This is a genomic window from Mucilaginibacter sp. Mucisp73 (assembly GCF_059491465.1).
In genome coordinates, this window is sequence record NZ_CP168507.1 from 1,149,184 (window position 1) to 1,173,236 (window position 24,053).

Consider the following 24,053-nt stretch of genomic DNA (forward strand, 5'->3'; position numbering starts at 1 on the left):
CCACTTTTATGAAAAGAATAACAATAGCCACCTTGCTTTTGGCTTATAGTGTTCTAAGTTTTGCCCAATCTTCGGTTGGCTCCGGGCGAAAACAATTGTTTGATTACAATTGGAAATTTAATCTGGGTGACGATTCATTGGCACGGTTACGGGATTTTAATGATAATGCCTGGCGTAACCTTGACTTGCCGCATGATTGGAGCATTGAAGGGAGCGTAAGCCCCAAAAATCCAACGGGAGGTGCGGGCGGTTATTTCCCGACGGGCATTGGCTGGTACAGAAAAACGTTCAAGGTAGCTCCTGAATGGAAAGGAAAAAGCATTTTCGTTTATTTTGAGGGCGTTTACATGAATTCGGAGGTGTTTATTAATGGTAAATCCCTTGGTATCCGGCCTTATGGTTATTCGTCATTTAGGTATGATCTTTCGCCTTACCTGGATTTTAACAAAGAGAATGTGATAGCCGTACGTGTGGATAATTCACAGCAAGTAAACAGCAGATGGTACAGTGGTTCCGGGATCTACCGCCATGTGTGGCTTGACGTTACCAATCCCTTACACTTAGCCGATTGGGGAGTAGCCATTACAACACCCGAAGTCTCTTCAAAGCAGGCTTCGGTACAGGTTATGGCTACGATAAAAAACGAAACCGGCTTTCCGCAGCGCATCGCTGTTAACGCCCGGCTGCTATCCGTAAGCTTTAAAGATGCGGGAAATAATACAACAAAGGTAGAGTTACCGGCACACAGCGAAAAAGAGGTTACTCAAATTATAAAAGTATCGAAGCCATTATTATGGACACCGGAAACCCCCTATTTATATCAGGCTCAAATCCAGGTATTAAAAGGTGATGAAAAAATAGATGAGACAAAGACCACTTTGGGCATCCGCTCAATAAAGTTTACGTCGGAAAATGGTTTCCAGCTTAATGGTAAAACCGTGAAGATTAGCGGCGGATGTGTCCATCATGACAACGGGTGCCTTGGTGCCGCTGCTTTTGACCGGGCCGAGGAACGTAAAGTTGAGTTAATGAAAGCTGCCGGTTTCAACGCTGTGCGTACATCTCATAATCCACCGTCCGAAGCTTTTTTAGAAGCTTGCGACAGGTTAGGTTTATTAGTTATTGATGAGGCTTTCGATGGCTGGAGAGTTGGTAAAAACAAACACGACTATTCTGTATATTTTGATAAATGGTCGAAGCGCGACCTGGAAACAATGGTGCTGCGCGATAGGAACCATCCTTCAATTTTTATGTGGAGTATAGGTAATGAAGTGGTTGAGAGAAACAAGCCAGAGGCTGTTGTGACCGCTAAAATGCTTGCAGGTATTGTTAAAGGTATAGATAGCACACGACCGGTAACATCGGCAATTGTAAAGTGGGGCAATGACTGGGAATCTTTAGATCCGCTTATGGCAGCTCATGATGTTTGCGGCTATAATTACCAACTTCAAGGTGCTCCCGCAGATCATAAAAGGGTGCCCTCCCGTGTTATTTTTCAGACCGAATCATACCCGCGAGATGCTTTTGCCAATTGGAAGCTGGTACAAAACAACAATTATATTATTGGCGATTTTGTATGGACAGCGATAGATTATTTAGGCGAATCGGGAATTGGCCGATGGTATTATTCGGGCGATGTGCCAGGAGAACATTGGGAAAATGATTTTTTTCCGTGGCATGGTGCATATTGCGGAGATATAGATTTAACCGGATGGAGAAAACCGATTTCGCACTACCGCAGCATGTTGTACAACGATAAGGAAAAGCTGTACATGGCTGTCCGCGAGCCAAAGCCCGAACCACTGGAAATCAAAGAAACCTGGTGGTCGGTATGGCCTACCTGGGAAAGCTGGACATGGCCAGGCTTTGAGGGCAAAAAATTAGACGTAGACGTATATTCAAAATATCCCAAAGTAAGGCTTTACTTCAATGACAAACTTCTTGAGGAGAAGCCTGCAACAGTAAATCAGGAATTTAAAGCTACTTTCTCAGTACCCTATACGCCAGGGACCCTCAAAGCAGTGGGCGTTGAGAATGATAAGGAAATTGAATCAACTACGCTGCAAACTTCAGGCTCCGCTGCTAAGGTCAGGCTCATTGCCGACCGTAAGCAGCTATTGCCGAATGGGCAGGACCTATCCTACGTTTCAATTGAAATCACTGACAAGAATGGCATACTACAACCAAATGCATCAGATCGGCTTCAATTTAAACTTGAAGGGCCTGGTGTAATAGCCGGAGTGGATAACGCAGACGTCAAAGACACTGACCCATATACAGGCAATTCGCGCAAAGCCTGGCATGGCCGGGCCATAGTGGTAATCAGGAGCACTCATAATGCCGGCGATATTAAGCTTACCGTTAGTTCAGCAAGTTTATCTGAAGCAACTATAACTGTTAAAGCACTCACACATTAACCGGTGGAAATGTGCAACAAATAGGAGGTTATAAAAAGAGTTAACATGAATGCCCCGGCCATATTGTTGCTAAAATTAATATAATATGAGAAGAATGAAATACATTCCAATTCTGCTTTTGCTGCTATTTACCTTAAGGTTAAATGCTCAGCAACTGTTTGTTGGAACCAACTATCACCCGCATGATGATAAGAATATAGAAAAATGGAAAAGTGATATTCAACTGATGAAGAATGCCGGTTTCAGGGTTGTAAGAATAGGGCATTTGGCTTGGGATAGCTACGAACCTTCTGAAGGGAACTTTGATTTCAAATGGTTCGATACCGTAATGGGTTTGATGGATAAAGCTGGTATCAAGGTAATTTTGGATATCGCCATACGTCCGGCCCCCATCTGGTTGCAGCATAAAATTCCTTCCATAAATGTCACCGATGCATCGGGCAACAGGTTATATCCTAACCACCGGTATATGGAGGATATTGGCGACCCTGATTATCAAAAGTATGCTATAGGATATGCCGATGCGCTTTCAAAGAGATATGGTCATCATCCGGCTTTGCTTGCTTTTGGCATTGATAACGAGTCGGGAGACGGGCCGATATCCTATTCGGAGCAGGCACGGTTACGGTTTATTGAATGGCTGAAACAGAAATATAAAACCACAGCGCAGTTGAATGTTGCATGGGCAGGACAGCGTTGGTCACGAAAAATTAATGAGTTTGATGAGGTTGGTCTGCCAGCGTCGGGCAATATCAGCGGGCAGCCGGAAAGGGTGTTGGATTTTCGCCGGTTTGAATCGGACGAGATCAATAATTTTTTGCTGAAGGTGATTGATAAAGTGAATACCAACGCACCTAAGGCTTTCGTTAACACAAACGCGTGGTATTATAGCGACAAGCGTTATTTCGATTATTCACAAATTGCTTATTCAGGAAAAATGACCCGCGAAGGCTGCGGCTTTTACCCGGGCAATTCATTGGTAAACAATTACGGCCTGATGGATGCAACATTCGGAATCGCCAGGATCCAGTTTGAAAGCAGTAATCCATTTTGGTGTACGGAATTTACAACAATGACCGCGGTTCCAAATTCCATCAGAAAATCAGCTTATGCCACTTTGATGTACGGCAACCAAATGGTTTGCGGCTGGACCTGGCAAAGTATGCATAGCGGAGAGGAACAGTACCTGGAAGGCATGATGGACTGGGACGGTGGAGTAAACCGGAAATATGACGAATACAAGCAGATAGCTTCCGAATTTAAGAAAATCGAAAAGTTTTTTCCTTATAAAGTTAAGGCAGATGTAGGTTTGGCATTTTCTTTCCCAAGCCAAATAGCAAGCAGCGCCTTTCCCGAAAGGCACGATGCACAGTTAGCCGAATGCTTTAATGTTTTTTTTAGAAAGAACATAGATACACGGGTGGTTGAAATTACCAAAAGCTCGCTAAACTATAAATTATTGGTAATCCCGGGTGTTACGGTTATGGACACAGTAACCGCAAGAAAGATCAGGGAGTTCATTTATAACGGCGGCACTGTCATCATGACGGCCAACTCCGCGGTTACAAATGAAACAGGAAAGGTTTTTTCTGCAACTCATCCGGGTTTGTTAAGCGATGTTTTCGGTATCCGTGTTTCCGGGTATGAAGAAACCGAAAATTTTAACGAGATCTCGCCAAAAAACTTTAAAAACAAGGATATAGAGGTTGGTTTCGGTTCTAAGAACATTAAAACTGAATCAGCCCGTTTTGATGTCATTCATCCGCAGGGTGCAAAAGTGATTGGCAACATAACCAGTTTGGATAAAAGCTACCCGATTATAACTACAAACAAATATGGCAAGGGCACTGCTATATATCTTGGACTTTCAGCTAAATCCGCATTAATAGATCCTTTAATTGATAGCCTTATTGATTCGCTTTCATTGAAGCAAGGCCCTGAAGTACCGGAAGGGGTTATGGCGAGATTTATTGACAGTAAGCATATACTTTATTTAAATTTAACTGGTAAGCCGCAGACTATCGACCCCAAACACGCATCTAAAAGTATATTGTTTGATAAAGACTATGCCGGAAGTTTTTCGCTTGCGCCCTATGAGCCCGAATTTATCGAACTGCGATAGATTTTTCTGTTTACATATAAATACCTGAAAAAATGATAACTAACCTTAAAAAGATTTTCGCGCTTAGCTTCGCCCTGTCCGGGATGTCGTTGATGCTGCACGGACAAGAGCTGTCCGTTAACAATGGGCCGTTCAAGCCTTCGGATACCTCTTTTAAAAAATATCAATATCCAGCCTGGTTCAGAGATGCCAAGTTTGGTATTTGGGCGCATTGGGGGCCGCAAGCCGTGCCCCGCCAGGGTGATTGGTATGCCCGTAACATGTACATTCAGGGCAGCGAACAAAATAAATATCACGTTGCACATTACGGGCACCCGTCAAAATTTGGTTATAAAGACATCATACCATTATGGAAGGCTGAAAAATGGGATCCGGCGAAATTGATGGCGTTATATAAAAAGGCCGGGGCAAAATACTTTGTTAGCATGGGGACTCATCATGATAATTTCTTTTTATGGAACTCTTCACTGCACCGGTGGAATGCCGTACAAATGGGCCCCCATAAAGATGTGGTTGGCATTTGGCAGAAGGAGGCTAAGAAGAACGGTCTTAAATTTGGCGTGTCGGAGCATTTGGGCGCAAGCTATACCTGGTACCAGCCTTCACATAATGCCGATACCTCCGGCGCTTACAAGGGTGTTCTATACGATGCGAATGATCCAGCTTATGCTGACTTATATCACCCGAAAGCGAAAGCCGATGATCGCGGCTGGTATACTACAGATCCTGAATGGCAGCGTACCTGGTATAAATCTATTAAAGAACTGGTAGATACTTATCACCCCGACCTGCTTTATTCAGATGGCGGCTTCCCGTTTGGGGATATTGGCCGTGACATGTTAGCTAATTTTTACAACGGAAATGTCGCCTACAACAATGGGCAGCTCACCGCTGTGTATAATTGCAAGCAACCTTCGCAGGGTATGTGGGTACAGGATCTTGAACGGGGCGTTCAGGATTCAATCAGCCCGTATCCATGGCAAACGGATACTTCTATAGGTGATTGGTTTTATCGTACCGGCCAAACCTACAAAAGCGCAACTGATATTATAAGAATGCTGGTAGACATAGTAAGTAAAAATGGTAACCTGCTGATAAACATTGTGCAAACACCCGAGGGGGATTTAGAGCCTGATATGTTGAATACACTTGATGAGATAGGCAAATGGACGGCTGCTAATGGCGAAGGGATCTACGGATCACGACCATGGAAAAAATTTGGAGAACGCCCGGAAAACGCAGTGAAAGTTAAATCCGATAACTTTAATGAAGACCGGATGAAATACACAGCTGAAGATATCCGTTTCACCAGCAATGGCAATAAGTTATATGCATTTCTGCTTGACACCCCCACCGCGGATATTCGAATCAAATCGCTTGGTAAATCGTCGGTAATAAACATCAAAAAAATACGCTCTGTGAAACTTTTGGGCAGCAAAGAAAAAATACAATGGCAGCAGGTAGCGGATGCACTTGTTATCAAAAAGCCCGTAAACTTGCCCGCCTGGAAGGTATCAGGTTTTAGGATTGAGCTTGCTGATTAAGGGACATCGGCTTAAGATAAATAAATTAAAAGACAGGCCCTTCTGCTTCAACAGAAGGGCCCGTCTTTTTCTGGAGACTAAAAGGAAGCTGCGTGCAATTCCTGCAATGATAAACTTCGATCTACTATTTTCGCTACATTAAAGCAGTCGATAAGCAGCTCTTTACCATATTTATTTTATAAAAATCAAACCGGATTATCTGTAAATTAATAGAAGATTTGTTAATTTAAGAAACGTATTTGAAGATAGAAAAGTGAATATCAGGTGTATAAAGGTTGTTATATGATATGCTTGACTTAGCTTTCTCCTGTGCTGTGTTATTAATTATATTCTATGAACCAACTACTGCGTAATAACATCGCCAGGCACGTTTCGCTCAGCGAAGATCAACTGCAACAGTTTCATGATCTTTTTGAACCCCGGTTGTTTAAGAAAAAAAGCTATTTTCTATCAGAAGGACAAATTTGTGTCCATGAAGGTTTTGTGCTGAAAGGACTTTTCCGTGTTTACCATGTGGACGCAAACGGTGTTGAGCAAGTTCTTTATTTTGCGCCCGAAGATTGGTGGATTGCTGATATCGACAGTTTTTCTAACCAAAAACCATCAAATCTATTTATTGAGGCTTTGGAAGATAGTGAAGTCCTGGTCATTTCCCGGAAAAACAAGGACCTTGCTTATGAGCATTTCCCTGCCATTGAGAAGCTGTTCCGTATCATGACGCAGAAAACGCATGTAGCCTTGCAGCGCAGGATGATCGATAATTTGAGTAAAACGGCCGATAAACGATACCAGGACTTTTTAGCAAAGTATCCGGATTTATACAACCGGTTATCCAACAGGCAAATAGCGGCATACCTGGGGATTAGTCATGAGTTTTTGAGCAAAATCCGTAATAAACTGGCAAAGGAGAAGTAGCTGTATTTTGCGTTTGTTGAACTTGTTCAATGTTTTTCGTTTTGACCATGGGTACCTTTGTTTAATCTATTAATCAATAAGGTTTAACAAAAGGTTTTTAACTATGGAAACGCAGGCACAGCAATTTAAACAATTTCAATCAGGCAATCTTACACTTGATGTATTTATTGCAGCGGAAACCAGTTTTGGCGTAACATCAACAATTATTTCGGGGAAGACGGAAGCAATACTCATCGATGCCCAGTTTACCCTGGCCGAGGCGGAAGTTGTTGCGGAGTATATCAAAAACTCGGGCAAGAAATTATCTTTAATTTATATCAGTTATGCCGATCCCGACTTTTATTTTGGATTAGAGGTCTTCAAACGGTACTTTCCTGAAGTCACAGTTTATGCAAATGATACAACTATTGAACATATTAAAGCAACCTCGCAAAAAAAGCTTGACGTTTGGGGAGGCCGCCTTGGCAATGCCCTTACCAAAAATGTGGTATTGCCGCAATTGCTAAAGGATGGTTCATTTGAATTGGAGGACGAAAAAATTGAAATATACGGACTTGAAGAGTCCCCTTCGAGATCTTTTGTATGGATCCCTTCCATAAAAGCTGTAATAGGGGGCATTAATATTTTTGGCAGCAATTTCAACCCATGGACAGCTGATGCACAAACGCCCGATGCCCGCGGTAAATGGATTACTATCCTGGATAAAATTACTGCTCTGGTACCATCAATTGTAATTCCTGCCCATACTGATCAGTACTCTGCTTACGATACTGCGTCAGTGGCCCACACAAAAAACTATCTGTTGTTTTACGAAGAAGCGCTCAAAACCAATAAAACATCAGCAGAGTTGATTGCTGCTATAAAAAACCATTATCCCGATCTTAAGTTTGATATAGCACTTCAGATTGGAGCTAAAGTAAATACAGGCGAAATGAAATGGTAAACATTAAAAGCAATGACAAATCTTGAAATTGTAAAGAGCACTTACGAAGGGAAATCTTCGGAAGAGAACGGCAAAAACCTTCAAAAATTTCTTGCTTCCGGAGCTGTTTGGACAGAGGCGGCGGGTTTTCCACTTGCCGGCAATTACGTGGGTTTTGAAGAGATTATGCAAAATGTGTTTTATCGCCTGGCTACCGAGTGGATCGATTATAAGTTTACGCCGGAGGGTTATGTTGCTGAAGGCGATAAAGTAGTTGCCTTTGGTACCTATAGCGGCACCTATAAGGAGACAAACAAATTTTTTAAAGCGCGCGTGGCGCATCTATGGCAATTGGAAAACGACAGCATAATATCTTTTGAACAATTTGTAGATAGTAAAACGGTTGATGACGCAACAAAATGAATAATCAATAATGAGCTCAGTTGAGTTCATTATTGATTAGATGGCGACAAAAAAATGCCCGGGAGCTTTTAAAGTCCCGGGCGTTTTTTTAATTTCCTCCTTGTTTGATAGCGGTAATCGTACGCTGATCTTTTATAGTATAATTTCTTCTATCCAGGGCACCGCCTGTGTCCCAGTAAAATGGCAGCATGCCACGTGTTTTTGCTTGTTTTGTAACATAAAAATTCCAATAGTCTACCGCATCCTCATGTGTCGGCAAATCTAAAGGGACATGCGCGGTATTGTCGCGCCTGTAGGCACCATATTCGCCTAAAAGAACAGGAATCCCTTTATCAACGAAGTTTGTTTTCATTAGGTTGAATGAGGCGTCGACATCGCTTTCTTCGCCCCAGGTGGCATTTCGTTCAGGTTCAATAGCCGAGTGGTGCCCTGAGCCCCAGTAATAAAACATTTTACCCCAGCTCGCGTCATTGTCCAACAGGCAGCAGAACTGAAAAGGAGAATAGTAATGTACCTCTACCATCAGCTTGTTTGTCACCTGATCTTGCGGAAGATTGGTCATAAAAGCACTTGTTTTCTCCATATTAGTAGAGGGGCCCTGAAGTACCAATACACGATAAGCGTTTTTACCACCGGTTGATCTAACTGCGTTAATAAAGGTTTGATGATAGGTAGAAAGTATTGCTGTTGCCGCGGCATCGTCTGCTGCCGGCTCATTGGCGCTGGCAAACATCAAATGTTCGTCAAAATCGCGCATGGCCGTTGCAATTTGTTCCCATAATGCCTTTTGTTTAGCATTAACTGAATCTTGTTTTGCCTGGGTAATGTTATTTTCAAGCCAGCCACCATCCCAATGGATGTTCAGCAAAACGTACATGTCATTGTTTACGCAATACCCTACTACTTCTTTAACCCTTTTTATCCAGTTTGGATCTATTTGCGCAGTTGCCGGGTTACTTAAATGGCCCATGTTCCAGGCGCAGGGGAGGCGTATAGCATTAAAGCCCTGCTGTTTTACAAATTTTACATAATCTTCCGTGATTAGCGGATTGCCCCAGCCTGTTTCGCCGCCGGAAGCTTCCAGTGTATTGCCGATATTCCAACCCAATTTTATTTTCGCGGCAAGCTGAACAGCGTTACTGCTCATCCCGGTTGCATCAGGAGCTATTGGCGATGTATTGTAGTTAGGAAAAAGGTTAGATGTTTGAGATACTTTTAAGGTTCGTGCCTGTCCGTTTGAGGAGTTTATGGTCAAGGTACTGGAACGTGTTGATCCTGTACCGTTTTCTGATAACGTTTTGATATGAATGACGATACTGCCGCTGTTGCCCGAGGTGGTGCTTAACAGCAGCCAGGTAGAGCCTGGATTAACGATATTCCATGTTGCATTACACGAAATAGAAAAATCCTGCGTACCGCCTTCGGGCGTAAAAGTTATTGCTGTTTGGTTTACAGTAAGTTCCGGCGGGGCGTTATTTGTTTTTTTACACGAAAAAAACGAAATCAATACGATTGCTATTAAAAATACTGGTTTTAAGAAAAATGTTTTTTTCATTTTTTAACTGGTTGGTAATAAATTCTTTGTTTGTTTTTGCATGCGATTATTGGGTTAGGTAAGTATTGGAACAATTATGATATGGTCATTTGATGTATGCGGAACAGTTTTTAAAATTTCATGCCGCACATAACATTGTTAGCTTATGTCGTTAAAAAATGCCGGGGCCCTGCTACAACCCCAGGCATTCACTTATTCAACTAACTTTTACTTTTTAATTTAAACTGCTGTCAGGTTATGAACAGTTATATTAAATTCTTTACCGGAGTTTTTCCTGTATCTCAGCTTTCAGAGTTTTAATATCCAGGCATCAGCTAAAAAAATGCCGGGGCCTGTTAAGACCCCGCGCATTCATTTATAATCAACTAACTCTCTCGTTTATTTAATTCTTGCTACCCTGATATTATCAATAGCCACCTCAAAAGTTTGAACTGTGCTTGAGCCGTCATTGATAAATTGGAATTCTATACCGCCCGCGCCTGTTGCACCAAGAAAATCTGTAAGGCTTGTAGCAGGAAAGCCTTTATTATCAACAAAGCTTGAAAACGGAATAGTAACTGTTTGCCAACCTTTGGTTGTAAACGCAGCTGTTGCACCTGAAGCTGTTTTCCAGGGGCGATAAAGGGCCGCGTAGCTACCGTAATCTTTCAAAATTTGGATTGAGCCGTTTGTCCATGGCTTGGTAGCTGATATCTCAAACTTAACGGCATAATGGCTTAAGGTATCTTTTAAGTTAGCTTGAGGTACCCATTGGGCCGAATTTATATTAATTGAGCGGCCGCCACCCCACCACGACCAGTCACCGGCGGGAACATTTGAGGCGTTCATTATACCATAATAGCCTGTGTTACCGGAATAGGCGGCAGAACTATTGGAAGTATTCGATCCCCACGAAAAGTTATTTATATTATCATAATTATTTAGTATCCCGTTTACAAAATTATGTACCGAATAAACAGTGGCAGCTTTACCAGATTTTGTTTCAACGCTTACAATACCACCTGTTTGCGTTACACCCGAAGGTACTGCAAGACTGATGCTTGTACCATCATTCGACGATTTAAAACTGGTAATATTAATTCCGCCATAAATAACGCTTTTAACAAAGAAAAAGCTAAGGCCGTTTATCCTAACCGAATCGCCCGGATTGGCTTCTTCATTAGAAACGCCAGTAATAGTAGGGGCGGGGGCAATAATAGGGAACGAAAACGTGGTTTGGCCATGATTAGTGACGTATTGTATGGTATTCAGCTTATCTGAAGGTACTGTCGGGAACGCGATAACAGCAGGAATAAGGGCTATAGCGCTGGTATCAGAGAACCAGGCATCATTGAAAGAGCCTTTTACGCCGTCAAAATTGATAGCAAGTGCACCTTTTAAATTTTTACCTGAGATAACTATCCATTGGCCTGTACCCACGCTGCTTAAAAGTGAATCGCCGGGATGGGCCACATAATTACGGATAGAGGTAATTACCGGGGTCCCTTTTGATGACGACGAATTATCCTTTTTGCAGCCAGACTGCATAAAAACCACTGCAGCAAGCGGGGCAAGCAACAGACAGCTTTTGATATAATAATTTAATTTTTTCATGATTTTAAGAATTATCTAAACGATTCCGAATGCAATTAATAGTAGGGTACTGGGGCTTCTAACAACTTAGGGTCTGCCGTTTGCTCATTTGCCGGTATAGGCAGCGTGAACGTATTGATACTTGGTGGCGTTATAATCAGGCTATTGGCTGACGCTGTTTTAACTCCCGTAGCCGGATCATAGCTAAATTGCGACCGGGGTATATATGGCACCGCATCTTTTGTAGGTGTTATTTGCTTACTAATTATCGAGATTGCCTTATTAGGGTCGTAATAAGAAAGGCGCACCAGGTCAAACCAGTACTGGCCTTCAAACGCCAGCTCAATCCGTCTTTCTTTCATGATGATATCAGGAGTAAGTTGGGTAACAACATCAACACCGGCCCTGCTGCGTACCTGATTAAAGTACAGCAATGCATCCGCGTTCGTAGTAGATGCATTATTGCCTAATAGCGCTTCAGCATAAATTAAGTATACGTCCGCAAGCCGTAGTACCGCATTATGCTCAATAGATGACCAAAGATCCATCGTAGGTGAGTTATTATCTGCTGCGGTACCTACCACGTGTTTTTTAACATTTACACCGGTTGCCGTGTAGCCGCCACCCGCCGCGTTAAGCTCAGGATACTTATCGCCGGTAAGCATGAATGTAGCTTTGCGGCGTACTGAGTCCTGGGTAGTATACTGGTTGGCAAGATCTATTGTGGGGCCAATCGCTCCGCCCCAGCCGCCGCCGCCGGTAACAAGGCTGCCGCTTGGTGCAAATTGGGCTTGTATGGCATTACCCTGTCCGTAACCTACCCCAGGTGCCCATTGATAGGCAAATAATGATTCAGAATTGTCATTATACTGTGTCCTGAAAAGATTGTAGTAGCTTGGTAAAAGAGATAAACCGCTGGTTTTGCAAACATTACCGGCATAATACGCAGCACTGTCCAGATCAGACTGGTTGCGTGAGCCTTTTTGGTTTAAACCGGCCCGGGTCAAATAAACTTTTGCCAGCATACCTTGTGCCGACCACGTAGTAACACGGCCAGGCTGGTCAGTTCGCGGTAAGTTGGCAACGGCATATCTTAAATCATTTATAATAAACTTATATACATCCTCAAGCTTATGGCGAGGTACCAACGGGTTAGCAATCAGCTTGTCGTTATCTTCTATAATTGGCACAGCGCCCCATAGCTGGGCAAGATAAAGATAAGAAGTAGCACGGATAAACCTGATTTCACCAAGAGCGCCTGTTTTACTTTTTACGGCTACGCTATCGGGCATTTTGGTATTAATGGCTTTAATATTGATATTGCAATGCGCTATAACGTTAAAAAAGCTTTGCCATGCCGATGTTAGCGTTCCGTTTTGCGGCGTGATGGAAAAGGTAGTAAGCTGAACAAGATCGCCATTATACGGCTGTAACATGTTGCCGCTCATGATATCTCCCATACCAAGCAATGGAAAGTTATTCCAGGTAGCCCAGGGCTGCGCGTAAAGTGTAGCTGTAGCCAATCTTAAATCCGAACCGCTTTTATAAAAATTGTCGGTAGTGATACCGGTTAAAGGGGGGCGGGTAAGGTAATCTTTTTTGCAGCTGCTTATCATAATTATACCGATAACCAGCAAGACTATATTTATTTTAATACGTTTCATAAATCTTGATTTTAATTGTTTAGGGATAAATTGAGGCCAAATGTGTAAACACGCGGCTGGGCGTAATATCCATTATCGATACCGGCTGCTAATGGGTTCCATGAGCCAATCTCAGGATCGTAGCCGGTATATTTAGTGACGGTGAACACATTGGTTACGTTAACATATACCCTTAACGATCTTAATTTGATCTTATTTAAAAGGTTATTTGAAAAACTATATCCTAAAGCGATGCTTTTGCATTTTAAATAGGAACCATTTTCTATGTATTTGTCAGAAAAGCGCTGGTTATCATTACCACTGCTTTGGCTAATCCTGACAATGTTGGTTGAAGGGTTTGTAATGAATACATTGTTGATATCCGAAGTGGAACCGGTTGGATTAATCAACCCGATTTTTGCATAGTTGAACACAGACGGGAAATAACCAAAGTTTTGATTTGGATTATCGCCGTTAACCTTTAACTGGTTATAAACTTTATTGCCATAATTGCCGGCCATAAAAATATTCAGGTCGAAATTTTTATAACTAAAGCTGTTATTGATGCCAAATTGAAATTTAGGCATGGGCGAGCCCAAAAAGGTTTGATCGTTTGCATCAATTTTACCATCGCCGTTAATGTCTTTAAAAATAACATCACCTACCCAAACACCACCTGAGCCTGGTGTTATAGGTATAGGGCCGCTGCCATTTTGGGGCAAGGCGGTGTATTTTGCAAAGTCGGCGGCGTTTTTGTAAATACCCAACACCTGGTATCCGTAAAATTCGCCGATTGAACGGCCAACAACAGTTTTGGAAACAGATCCGTAGATTGCCGGGGTGCCGTCAACCAATGCAAGTACTTTGTTAATATTTCGGGTAAAGTTGATGTTGGTGCTCCAGTTAAAATATTTTGACCGGATATTTTGTGTATTAAGTGAAAATTCGAAGCCCTTATTGCTCACCGCGCCAACGTTTACATATGGCGCCTGCACTGCGCCGGGTGAATATCCGCCGGCAGCAAATGTGCCTGAATAATACGGTAAGGTAAGGCTAAGTAGCAGGTTGTTGGTTTTGCGGTAATAAACATCGGCCGTTAAACTGATCCTTCCGTTTAACACAGTTGCATCCAAACCAAGGTTATATGATTTTGTAGTTTCCCACTTGATGTTCGGGTTACCAGTTGTAGTAGTTATTTGCGAATTACCCGATAAGCCGGTGGATATTGTACTTAGAGTTGAACCATAAGCATATTCAGCAATATTTTGATTGTTTACCAATCCATAACCGAGCCTGAGCTTAAGATCATTAATCGCTTTTACACTTTTAAGAAAGCTTTCGTGGTTAATCTTCCAGGCAAGGGCACCTGAATATGTGGTATTCCACCGGTTGGCTTCAGCAAATTTCGACGAACCGTCATGACGTACGGTTGCGGTTAACAAATAGCGGTCGTCATAAGTAAAGTTAGCCCTGCCAAAATAGGCCTCTAAAGCGCCCTGTCCTTTAACACCGGTATTGGTTGCAGTTGTTGCGTCGCCGCTGCTGATTGTTTGTACGTTATTACTTGCAAAATTGGTTCGTGTAGCCGATATGCCGCTGTTTTTAAGCAATTGGGCTTCATGGCCGGCAACTACGTTTACCCAGTATTTTTTTGCAAACGTATGTTGATAGGTTAAATAATTTGAAATTGAGTTATAGAAATTTTGTGCGCTTGAAGCTGTACCGCTATTATTGCTCTTGGTATAAGCGCCCATAACATAGCTTGGGTTAAAATAATCCTCAGTTGCAAAGTCAAAATTTCCGGCTACCTCATTGCGCAATGTTAAATCCCTGGTGAATTGAATTTCTGCGTAAGCATTGCTGAATAGTTGGTAGCGGCTTTTAAAATCTTTAACAATTGTTGCTATTGCAAAGGGGTTAGTGCCCACGGCACCATAAATATTAGGATCATTACCTCCCCATGTGCCATCAGGGTTTTTTACAGCTACGTCGGGGGTTTGATTAAGCGCCTGTAAGATCACACCTGTATTGGAAGTGGTAACATTTTCGGCCACATGTGCCATATTCAAGTTGATGCCGACCTTTAACCAATCGGTAGTTTTATTATCAATATTTGCTTTAACCGAAGTACGTTTAAAATCCGAACCCAGTGCTATACCTGTTTGTGAAAAATAAGTTCCTGATATATAGTATTTTGTTCTATTATCGCCGCCGCTGATAGCTAAATTGTGGTTTTGCATTGGAGCTGTACGGAAAAGCGCTTTTTGCCAGTTGGTACCCGGTCCAAGATATTGCGGATTTGCATATTGCGGCCGCAGGTCATAACCGATAATTGCCGATTTTTCGTTCATGAAAGTAGCATATTGCCTTAAATCCATTACATCATAATATTTCGGCAATTTCTGCCAGCCCTGGTAGCCATCATAACTAATAAGCGGCGGGCCTGCGGTACCTCTTTTAGTGGTGATAATTATTACACCGTTTGATGCCTGCGAACCATAAATAGCGGTAGCTGAAGCGTCTTTTAACACATCTATCGAAGCTATATCCGACGGGTTGATACTGGATAACGGGTTAGTGCCATTACCGGGAATGGCCGATTGCCCATTCGGTGGGATCTGTACGCCGTCGATTACATATAGCGGAGGAGCGCCTGTAAAACCACCCAAACCGCGGATCTGCACGTTAACATCACCACCGGGCTGGCCTGATACTTGTTGTACAACTACACCCGCTACCCTTCCCTGTAAGGCCTGGTCAAATGTGGTAGGTTGTGCTTTTAATAGGTCTGCCGCTGTTACTGATGATATAGCACCGGTAAGGTCATGTCTTTTCCTGGTACCATAACCAATTACAACAACTTCGTTCAAGTCGCTGGTTGCGGGTTTGAGGGCTACATTTATAACTGTAGATGAGCTTACGTATATTTGCTGGGAATTGTAGCTTATAAAGCTAAAAATCAGCACATCCCCATTTTTTGCATTGATACTGTAGCTGCCATCAGCACCAGATAGTGTGCCTGTTGGCGAATCTTTTACTTTAATGGTTACACCGGGCAGCGGCTGATTATTGTCTGCACTGGTAATTTTACCTGTAATTTTAACACTTTGCGCGTAACCTGTAAGGTTTAACAACAACAAAGTTGTAAACAGCAGTACTACATGTCTTAATCTTTTTCGTAAATCTTTTTCCATGTTAATTGGGGTTCATAATTGTTTGGTTATTTGGTTTGTTTATTTGATTGGTTTCGGACATTGATTTATCCTGTCATATTCACATTTGACGCTGTGGAACTGGAGTCGGGGACAGCATCGGTATGTTTACACAGAAGTATACCGATGTAATGTGGACGGGATATTTACAATAAATCCTGAATTGATTTTTTTAATGGGCTGCCTCGTGAATGGCACAGGCATTAATAAGTACGCGTTTTGGCATAATGCTTAGTTTAAATTAGGTTATTATAAAATTGGTTATCTCATCTGTCCCTTTGTTCAGGCATCAGACTACGGCATCGGTATAGAAGATATGCCGCTTTATGGAGGATGAAATTAGATGACAAATCGCAATCGATTGTTTACAAATGGGGGTACAAATGTTAATTGAATATAACTAATTGATTATAAGCTAATTAAACTTATTTTCGTCAAGGATAGGAGGCGAAATGCCATTGCAGAGCCGACAATATTCAAAAAAAAAGTAAAAGTGAAGCGTTTAAGAACAGCTATCGGCATTTAAATTTGAAGGTAAAATAGCCGGAAAGTACTAACAAATGCGAAAATAATACCAACTTTAAAACCTGTTGAAAAAGCCGGCGCAGGTTATTGCAGATTCAATCATTTGAAAATTAACATTTGTATCCCTATTTACCAACAATAAGAAGCGTGGTACAATATACATTTGCCGCCTCTGATATAATATTGCTTAGCTTCGTTTATCGCTGCGTACCAATATTGTATTCCATATAATAATTATCAGATAAGTCTTGTAAACGGAGATATAAAAACCAATATGAAAATCTTACCCATTATTTTAGGAAGCCTGTTTTTTAGTAACGTTTTTGCTCAGGGTAACAGCCCGGAAAAAGCAAATCAAGCTAAAAGGGTTATTAACATCGATTTTAAAAAGGAAAAAGGACGTTTTAATACGTCATTTAATTTATGTGTAGGAGCAGGGCGTGCAAATGAAGGCTTGCGGGCCGACTGGCAGCAACAATTGGCCACTGTACAAAAGGAATGTGGTTTTAAATATATCAGGATGCATGGCCTGCTTACAGACGATATGGCTGTTTACCGGGAAGACAGGAATGGTAAGCCGGAATATAATTACCAATACGTTGACGCTTTATATGATTATATTTTAAGTATAGGCATGAAACCGTTTGTTGAACTGGGGTTTATGCCGGGAGCGCTGGCAAGTGGTAATAAAACAATTTTTTGGTGGAGAGGAAATGTAACACCCCCGAAAGACTATAGTAAATGGGAAGGTTTGATCCGTAACCTTACCCAGCATTTTACCGAGCGGTACGGAATTGACGAAGTAAAAAAATGGTATTTTGAAGTTTGGAATGAGCCGAACCTCAAAGATGGTTTTTGGACCGGTTCGCAAGATGACTATTTTAAATTGTATCAATACAGTGCGAAAGCGATAAAAAGTGTAAACCCAGCCTATAAAGTAGGAGGGCCGGCTACTGCGGGTGCGGCATGGGTACCTGACATGATAGATTTTTGCAGCAAAAATTCAGTTCCTATTGATTTTATAAGTACCCATGCTTATGGTGTAAAACAAGGGTTTTTGGACGAGTACGGTTCAACCGGTACCGTACTTGACAAAAACAAAGGAAGCGTTAGCAGTGATGTTCGGAATTCACGCAAGCAAATAGAAAACTCCACAATTCCGGGCCTCGAATTACATTATACCGAATGGAGCTCATCTTATACTCCGTCAGATCCCATACACGATAGTTATCACGAAGCGGCATATATACTTGAAAAATTGAAGCAAACCGGATCTGCAGCCAATTCCATGTCTTACTGGACGTTCACTGACATCTTTGAAGAGGCCGGACCACGGTTTACACCATTCCACGGAGGTTTCGGTTTACTCAATACTCAGGGGATAAAGAAGCCGGCTTTTTTTGCCTATTCTTTTTTAAACAAATTAGGTGAAACGGAAATAACAGATCAGGATAGCTCCTCCTGGGCCTGTAAAAATAAAAAAGGGGATGTTCAGGTGTTGCTTTGGGATTACACTTATACTTTGCCTGATTCTGTCAATAACCAGGCTTACTATGTCCGCGACCTACCTGCTAAATCAAAAGGAGAGATTGAGTTGGTAATATCCGGTATGCCCAGCGGCAAATATCGGATGGAAATCTATAAAACGGGATATAAGGTAAATGATCCATACACAACGTACCTGTCTTTCAATAAACCTGATCAACTGACAAAAGCACAGGTTGACAAGCTAAAAAAGGAAAATAGTGGTGCAGTCATCTGGCATGAGGATATTTCAGTAAATGCATCAGGTAAGGTGTTAAAGCATCTTCCTGTCAGGGAAAACGATGTTGCTTTCATTAATATCGTTAAACTTTAGTAAGCCTTCAGTTAGCTCATTTTAATACATCAGCAGGTGATACTTTTAAATGAGTACACCTGCTGATGTATTCCTGGTATGGGTTGTTATTTAATTTGCAAAGCTAAGCCTCTTACAGTCTTCTTTTCATTTTCGGCAGTTCAATTAAGCTGCACGCATATTTATTTGCCTGCTGGTGAGCAACATTTATTACTCTATATTTTATAAATATCTTACGAGTACTTCAAATAATATTCAGGGCTTCTTTTTTTTCGTTGATGACCTGATTTGAAAAATTACCACTGCCGTTAATAAAGTAATGGAAGTATAAAACTCGAAATTTTGTAGCGGCGAGCCTACAGACATGGTCGCGGCTGTCTTTTCTATCTTGCTAATCATTTAAAGAAGGTTGAGGTATTAATGATATTACTAAATTACTATTATTTACAACTTAAAGGAGTAAAACGAATTAGTTTTGTTTAAATTACTTCAGTAAGGCCTTAATCTTAGTTGATAATAATTTTCGTTACATTTTATCTTGGATTATACCTATAGTATTCAAGATTATAGTCACCAGTACTGTATTTTCTTTTAAATTAAACATTCGGCACCCTATTTATTCACTTTTGTGGCCTTATCGGCCTATATATTTGGCTCCCAAACCAATAGCCGAAAAGTGGCTTTAACCAAAAAATAACCTGCACAGATTTGAAACAGAAGCACAATCGCTAAAAGGCGTTTGTTTATGCGCTCTGTTTAATTGTTCTTTTTTTGCTATAAACCAATTAATATTTAAATATGAGAACACTAAACTATTTATTTGGGGTAGCCGCGATTTTATTGCTTACCCGTTGCCAAAAGCAACAAATTGCCAGCCCGGCGGTTAAGCCGCCTGTTTCCAAAACGGTTAAAACATTGGCTATAACCAGTTATCCAAATTACAATACGTCGCCTCTTGCGCCTGATCAAACAGGGGTAACCAGTACTGCCGCCCAGCTTGCGGCAAAGTTTCAATTGGGGTGGAATATTGGTAATACACTCGAAGCATCAGGCAGCGAAACAGCCTGGGGTAACCCTTTGGTAACCCAGGCACTTATTGATAAAGTTAAGCAAGCTGGTTTTACCGCGGTTCGTATTCCCTGTGATTGGGATCAGTACTCTGACCAAAACACCGGGCAAATTCAGCAATCATGGCTCAACAGGGTGCAACAGGTTGTTCAATATTGCGTTAACGACGGTTTGTATGTGATACTAAATATACATTGGGACGGCGGGTGGCTGGAGAACAATTGTACCACCGCCGCACAGGCCGCAGTTAACGCCAAACAAAAAGCTTTTTGGGAGCAAATAGCCACGCAAATGCGTGGTTTTGACGAGCATGTGATTTTTGCCAGCGCCAATGAACCCAATGTATCAGATGCTACCGGGATGAGTGTGCTGCTTTCATATCATCAAACATTTGTTAACGCGGTCAGATCAACCGGGGGGCATAACAGTTACAGGGTGCTGCTTGTGCAAGGGCCAAGTACTAACATTGATGGCACCAACACTTTGATGAATACGCTTCCAACTGATCCGGCAAGCAACCGTTTAATGGTTGAAGTACATTATTATGATCCGGCTCAGTTTTGTTTTTTGACATCGGATGCAAGCTGGGGCAATATGTTCTATTATTGGGGCAGCGGGTATCATTCTACAACCGATGCTTCACGAAATGCTACCTGGGGTGAAGAATCACATATGACTTCAGAACTTTCGTTGATGAAAACAAAGTTTGTTGATAAGGGCATTCCTGTTATGCTGGGAGAATATGCAGTAAACCGCAGATTAGGCCTTACCGGCGATGCACTAAACCTGCAACTTGCAAGCAGAGGTTATTACCTCAATTATTTTGTCCACCAGGCATTACAATATGGGTTAAAACCATTTTATTTTGATTCAGGTGGTACGGACTCAACCAATCCGGGTCGGATTTTTAACAGGCAGAACAACAGCGTTTACGATCAGCAAGGTTTAGCCGCCATTTTGCAGGGAGCGCAAAATAATACCTCTTCAATAATTCAGGTTGGCCAAGTTTACCAGATTTACAGCAGAAACAGTTTCAAAGCATTGGAATTTGCAGGCTGGGGAACTGCCAATCAAACACAGGCCGATCAGTGGGACTATTTAGCAGGGGCAAACCAGCAATTTAAAGTAGAAGACGCGGGAGGCGGTTATTACAGGCTTACTCCAATGCATGCAACCGGAAAATGCCTCGAAGTTTATGGTTTGAACACAGCTGACGGAGGACAGGTAGACCTGTGGGATTACTATGGCGGCGCAAATCAAAAATGGTCAATTCAGCTAACAGACAATGGATATTATAAAATCATCAATGCCAATAGTGGGAAAGCTTTGGATGTTAACGGGGCTTCGCTTAATAACGGTGTAGCTGCTGTTCAATGGACCTATTCTGGCGGGCGTAACCAGCAATGGGGCTTTGTGAAAATATAATGTAACCCTTAAGAAAACTTATATCTTTTTCTTTCTTCACAAAAAGCATGAAAGATGCGCCGCGATATAAGCGGTAGTTGATATTTAAAAACGAACAATAATGTAAAGGCCTCCAAATTAGCGATTTGAAGGCCTTTTGTCTTTTTATTGTTGTTTTAACACTTAATGATGTATCTTGCCGATGAAAACCCAATTATGAAACGCATCGCTTTTTTATTAATTCTTAGCCCCTTTTTGCTGTGGGCGCAACAAAAGCAGGTTGTCAAAAGCTTTCCTCTACAGGATGTCAGGCTATTACCGGGGATTTTTAAAGAACAGGAGCAGACAGACCTCAACTATATGTTTGCCCTGCAGCCCGACCGCCTGCTTGCACCTTTTAGGAGGGAGGCGGGGCTGCCACAAAAAGCTAAAAGTTATACAAATTGGGAAAATTCGGGCCTGGATGGACATATCGGTGGCCACTATCTTTCTGCCCTGGCTATGATGTATGCTTCTACTGGTGATAACCGTATGCGCCAGCGCCTTGATTACATGATCAATGAGCTTAAATTGTGCCAGGACAAAAACGGTGACGGATATTTGGGTGGCGTGCCTGGAAGCCGCGAACTTTGGCCCCAGGTAATGAAGGGTGATTTTACAGATTTCAATAAGAAATGGGTGCCTTTTTATAATATTCATAAAGTATTTGCCGGGCTGCGCGATGCATGGCTGTATGAAAATAATCAAACAGCAAAAGTCATGCTGATTAAACTGGCAGACTGGTTTTACAATATCAGTACTGCACTTAGCCAGTCACAAATGCAGCAACTGCTTGGGAATGAGCACGGAGGTGTCAATGAGGTACTGGCAGATGTATACGGCATCACCGGCGAAAAGAAATACCTTGATGCGGCCTACAGTTTCTCTCACCAGGCTCTCCTTCAGCCGCTTGAAAAAGGTCAGGATAAACTGGATAATTTACATGCAAATACGCAGATCCCCAAAGTGATAGGTTTTAAGCGGATTGCTGATTACAGCGGTGATACCGCCTACAATCATGCGGCGACGTTCTTTTGGCAAACCGTTGTACACCATCGGTCGGTAGCAACAGGTGGCAATAGTGTAAGGGAACATTTTAACCCTGCTACAGATTTCTCTACCATGATCTCCAGTGTAGAAGGACCCGAAACATGCAATACCTATAACATGCTTAAGCTTACCGAAGATCTGTACATGTCAGATCCGGATATTGCCTATATCGATTATTACGAACGGGCGTTGTATAATCATATCCTTACAACCCAGCGGCCGGGGAAGGGCGGTTTTGTTTACTTTACACCGATGCGCCCCGGGCATTACAGGGTGTACTCCCAGCCACAAACAAGCATGTGGTGTTGCGTTGGCTCCGGTATGGAAAATCATTCAAAGTATGGTGAAATGATCTACAGCCATTCAGATAACGAGCTATATGTTAATCTGTTTATTCCGTCTCAGCTTATATGGAAGCAAAAGGGCTTGCAACTTAAGCAGGAAACCGTGTTCCCTGACAAGGAAACAACTACGCTGAAGATTTTGAAAACTGGCAATGGTGCATACGGGATAAACATCAGGTATCCATCATGGGTAAAAACCGGTGCACTTTCAATTAACATCAATGGCCGGCCCGTTCAAGTTACAGCGCAGCTGTCATCATATGTGCAGCTAAAAAGAAAATGGCGGAAAGGGGATATCATCACCGTCCAATTACCGATGCAGACGACGACGGAGAAACTTCCCGACGGCTCCAATTATGAAGCCGTATTGCATGGCCCGATCGTGCTTGCTTCAGTGATTGATACAATTGCCCAAAAAGGCCGTGAGGCCGATGACAGCAGGATGGGCCATGTTGCTGCGGGCAACCTGTATAAGCTTACAGATATGCCGGTTTTTGTAAGCGATTCTGCTAATGATGCCCCCATGATAGTTGGTGATAAAAATAAACCGATGTCCTTTACTGCCGGGCGACTAATATACCCGGTTAAATACCGAAACCTGAAGCTGGTGCCGTTTTATAAGATACAGGATGCCCGTTATGTAGTGTACTGGCGAAAAGAATCGGGCAAAGGCTTTGACGAATTGCAGGCTAAGTTAGCGGAGGAGGACGCGAAGGAAGCAAAACTGGCTGCCAATACTATCGATATGGTAACTCCGGGTGAGCAACAGCCTGAGTCAGATCATTTCATGGAAAAAGAGAATTCTTTTGCCGGCGTTAATTTCAATAGGCACTTCAGGGCTGCAACGGGTTCGTTCGGCTATAAGCTCACCGATAAAAATAAAGCTGCAAAGAAAATTAGTATCACATATTTTGGAATTGAAAGGAACCATAAGTTTTCTATCCTTATCAATGAACAGGAATTGGCCAGAGTTGACTTGAAGGATGGTAAACGTGACGCTTTTTATACCGTGGAATATGATTTGCCGGCAGATTTGAAATACAACGCAGACCAAAGTCTCCGGATAAAATTCGAGGCCGATAAGGGTGCAACGGCCGGGCCTGTTTATGAAATAAGACTTTTGAATAATTGAGGGCTTAAATCCGTTGCAGGCCGTTGCAATTACAGGATCGGTCATTATTGTCTGGTAAAATGTTATTCGATACATATAAAATACTACCCAGGGCTTAAAAAAGGCCCTTTTTTTGTGCCCTTTCCAGAAGTAAACCACTGTTTAACCGCAAAATTATTCCTGCCTCTAAAACCGGGCTGTCGGGTAAAACTTTTAGAAAATTTTTAATCTTTTACCGGGCAACCGTGGAATCGGTTTGGGATAACAAATACTGCGCTTCATCTTTGATGATGATAAATGATGGTCATTAATGTTGAACCTCAAATCAACCATATAAGGTATCATTAGGT

At 42.2% G+C, this 24,053-nt stretch carries 13 protein-coding genes; 9 read left to right on the forward strand and 4 right to left on the reverse strand.

All coding sequences use genetic code 11. From position 1 onward, the window contains the following. Positions 1-8 precede the first annotated feature (8 nt). The 6 genes from ACEN82_RS05165 to ACEN82_RS05190 all read left to right on the forward strand — a co-directional run bounded on the left by ACEN82_RS05165 (position 9) and on the right by ACEN82_RS05190 (position 8,343). Positions 9-2,417 carry a glycoside hydrolase family 2 TIM barrel-domain containing protein gene (locus tag ACEN82_RS05165; protein ID WP_413319706.1) on the forward strand — a complete coding sequence of 803 codons (2,409 nt, stop codon included), beginning with the start codon at positions 9-11 and terminating at the stop codon, positions 2,415-2,417. Positions 2,418-2,502: 85 nt separating this feature from the next. Beyond that, positions 2,503-4,539: a beta-galactosidase gene (locus tag ACEN82_RS05170; RefSeq protein ID WP_413319708.1), complete on the forward strand. Its 2,037-nt coding sequence runs from the start codon at positions 2,503-2,505 to the stop codon at positions 4,537-4,539. 32 nt (positions 4,540-4,571) lie between these two features. After that, positions 4,572-6,083: an alpha-L-fucosidase gene (locus ACEN82_RS05175; protein ID WP_413319710.1), complete on the forward strand. Its 1,512-nt coding sequence runs from the start codon at positions 4,572-4,574 to the stop codon at positions 6,081-6,083. A gap of 333 nt (positions 6,084-6,416) precedes the next feature. Next, positions 6,417-6,998 (forward strand): Crp/Fnr family transcriptional regulator, encoded by a 582-nt coding sequence (locus tag ACEN82_RS05180; RefSeq protein ID WP_413319712.1) that lies wholly within the window; start codon positions 6,417-6,419, stop codon positions 6,996-6,998. Between the two features lie 103 nt (positions 6,999-7,101). After that, positions 7,102-7,941, forward strand: coding sequence for an MBL fold metallo-hydrolase (locus ACEN82_RS05185; protein WP_413319714.1), 840 nt, complete (start codon positions 7,102-7,104; stop codon positions 7,939-7,941). A 12-nt stretch (positions 7,942-7,953) separates the two neighbouring features. Continuing rightward, positions 7,954-8,343, forward strand: coding sequence for a nuclear transport factor 2 family protein (locus ACEN82_RS05190; RefSeq protein ID WP_413319716.1), 390 nt, complete (start codon positions 7,954-7,956; stop codon positions 8,341-8,343). A gap of 88 nt (positions 8,344-8,431) precedes the next feature. Here ACEN82_RS05190 and ACEN82_RS05195 read toward each other — a convergent pair whose 3' ends face one another. From ACEN82_RS05195 to ACEN82_RS05210, 4 genes are all read right to left on the reverse strand, one after another. Further along, a complete protein-coding gene (locus ACEN82_RS05195) occupies positions 8,432-9,898 on the reverse strand; it encodes a cellulase family glycosylhydrolase (RefSeq protein WP_413319718.1) in 1,467 nt (488 codons plus the stop codon). A 378-nt stretch (positions 9,899-10,276) separates the two neighbouring features. Then, on the reverse strand, positions 10,277-11,491 hold the full coding sequence (locus ACEN82_RS05200; protein WP_413319720.1) for a glycan-binding surface protein: 1,215 nt from the start codon (positions 11,489-11,491) through the stop codon (positions 10,277-10,279). Between the two features lie 35 nt (positions 11,492-11,526). After that, positions 11,527-13,134, reverse strand: coding sequence for a RagB/SusD family nutrient uptake outer membrane protein (locus ACEN82_RS05205; RefSeq protein WP_413319722.1), 1,608 nt, complete (start codon positions 13,132-13,134; stop codon positions 11,527-11,529). 11 nt (positions 13,135-13,145) lie between these two features. After that, complete coding sequence (locus ACEN82_RS05210) at positions 13,146-16,307, reverse strand: SusC/RagA family TonB-linked outer membrane protein (RefSeq protein WP_413319724.1); 3,162 nt, start codon at positions 16,305-16,307, stop codon at positions 13,146-13,148. A gap of 817 nt (positions 16,308-17,124) precedes the next feature. On the opposite strand from ACEN82_RS05210, the gene ACEN82_RS05215 reads away from it, so the two are divergent. The 3 genes from ACEN82_RS05215 to ACEN82_RS05225 all read left to right on the forward strand — a co-directional run bounded on the left by ACEN82_RS05215 (position 17,125) and on the right by ACEN82_RS05225 (position 23,724). Beyond that, the gene (locus tag ACEN82_RS05215) at positions 17,125-18,708 is read left to right on the forward strand and encodes a GH39 family glycosyl hydrolase (protein WP_413319726.1); all 1,584 of its coding nucleotides are present in this window, start codon (positions 17,125-17,127) and stop codon (positions 18,706-18,708) included. A 777-nt stretch (positions 18,709-19,485) separates the two neighbouring features. Next, entirely contained in the window at positions 19,486-21,180 is a 1,695-nt protein-coding gene (locus ACEN82_RS05220; RefSeq protein ID WP_413319728.1) for a cellulase family glycosylhydrolase, read from the forward strand. A 165-nt stretch (positions 21,181-21,345) separates the two neighbouring features. Beyond that, positions 21,346-23,724: a beta-L-arabinofuranosidase domain-containing protein gene (locus ACEN82_RS05225; RefSeq protein WP_413319730.1), complete on the forward strand. Its 2,379-nt coding sequence runs from the start codon at positions 21,346-21,348 to the stop codon at positions 23,722-23,724. The last annotated feature ends 329 nt before the right edge of the window (positions 23,725-24,053 follow it).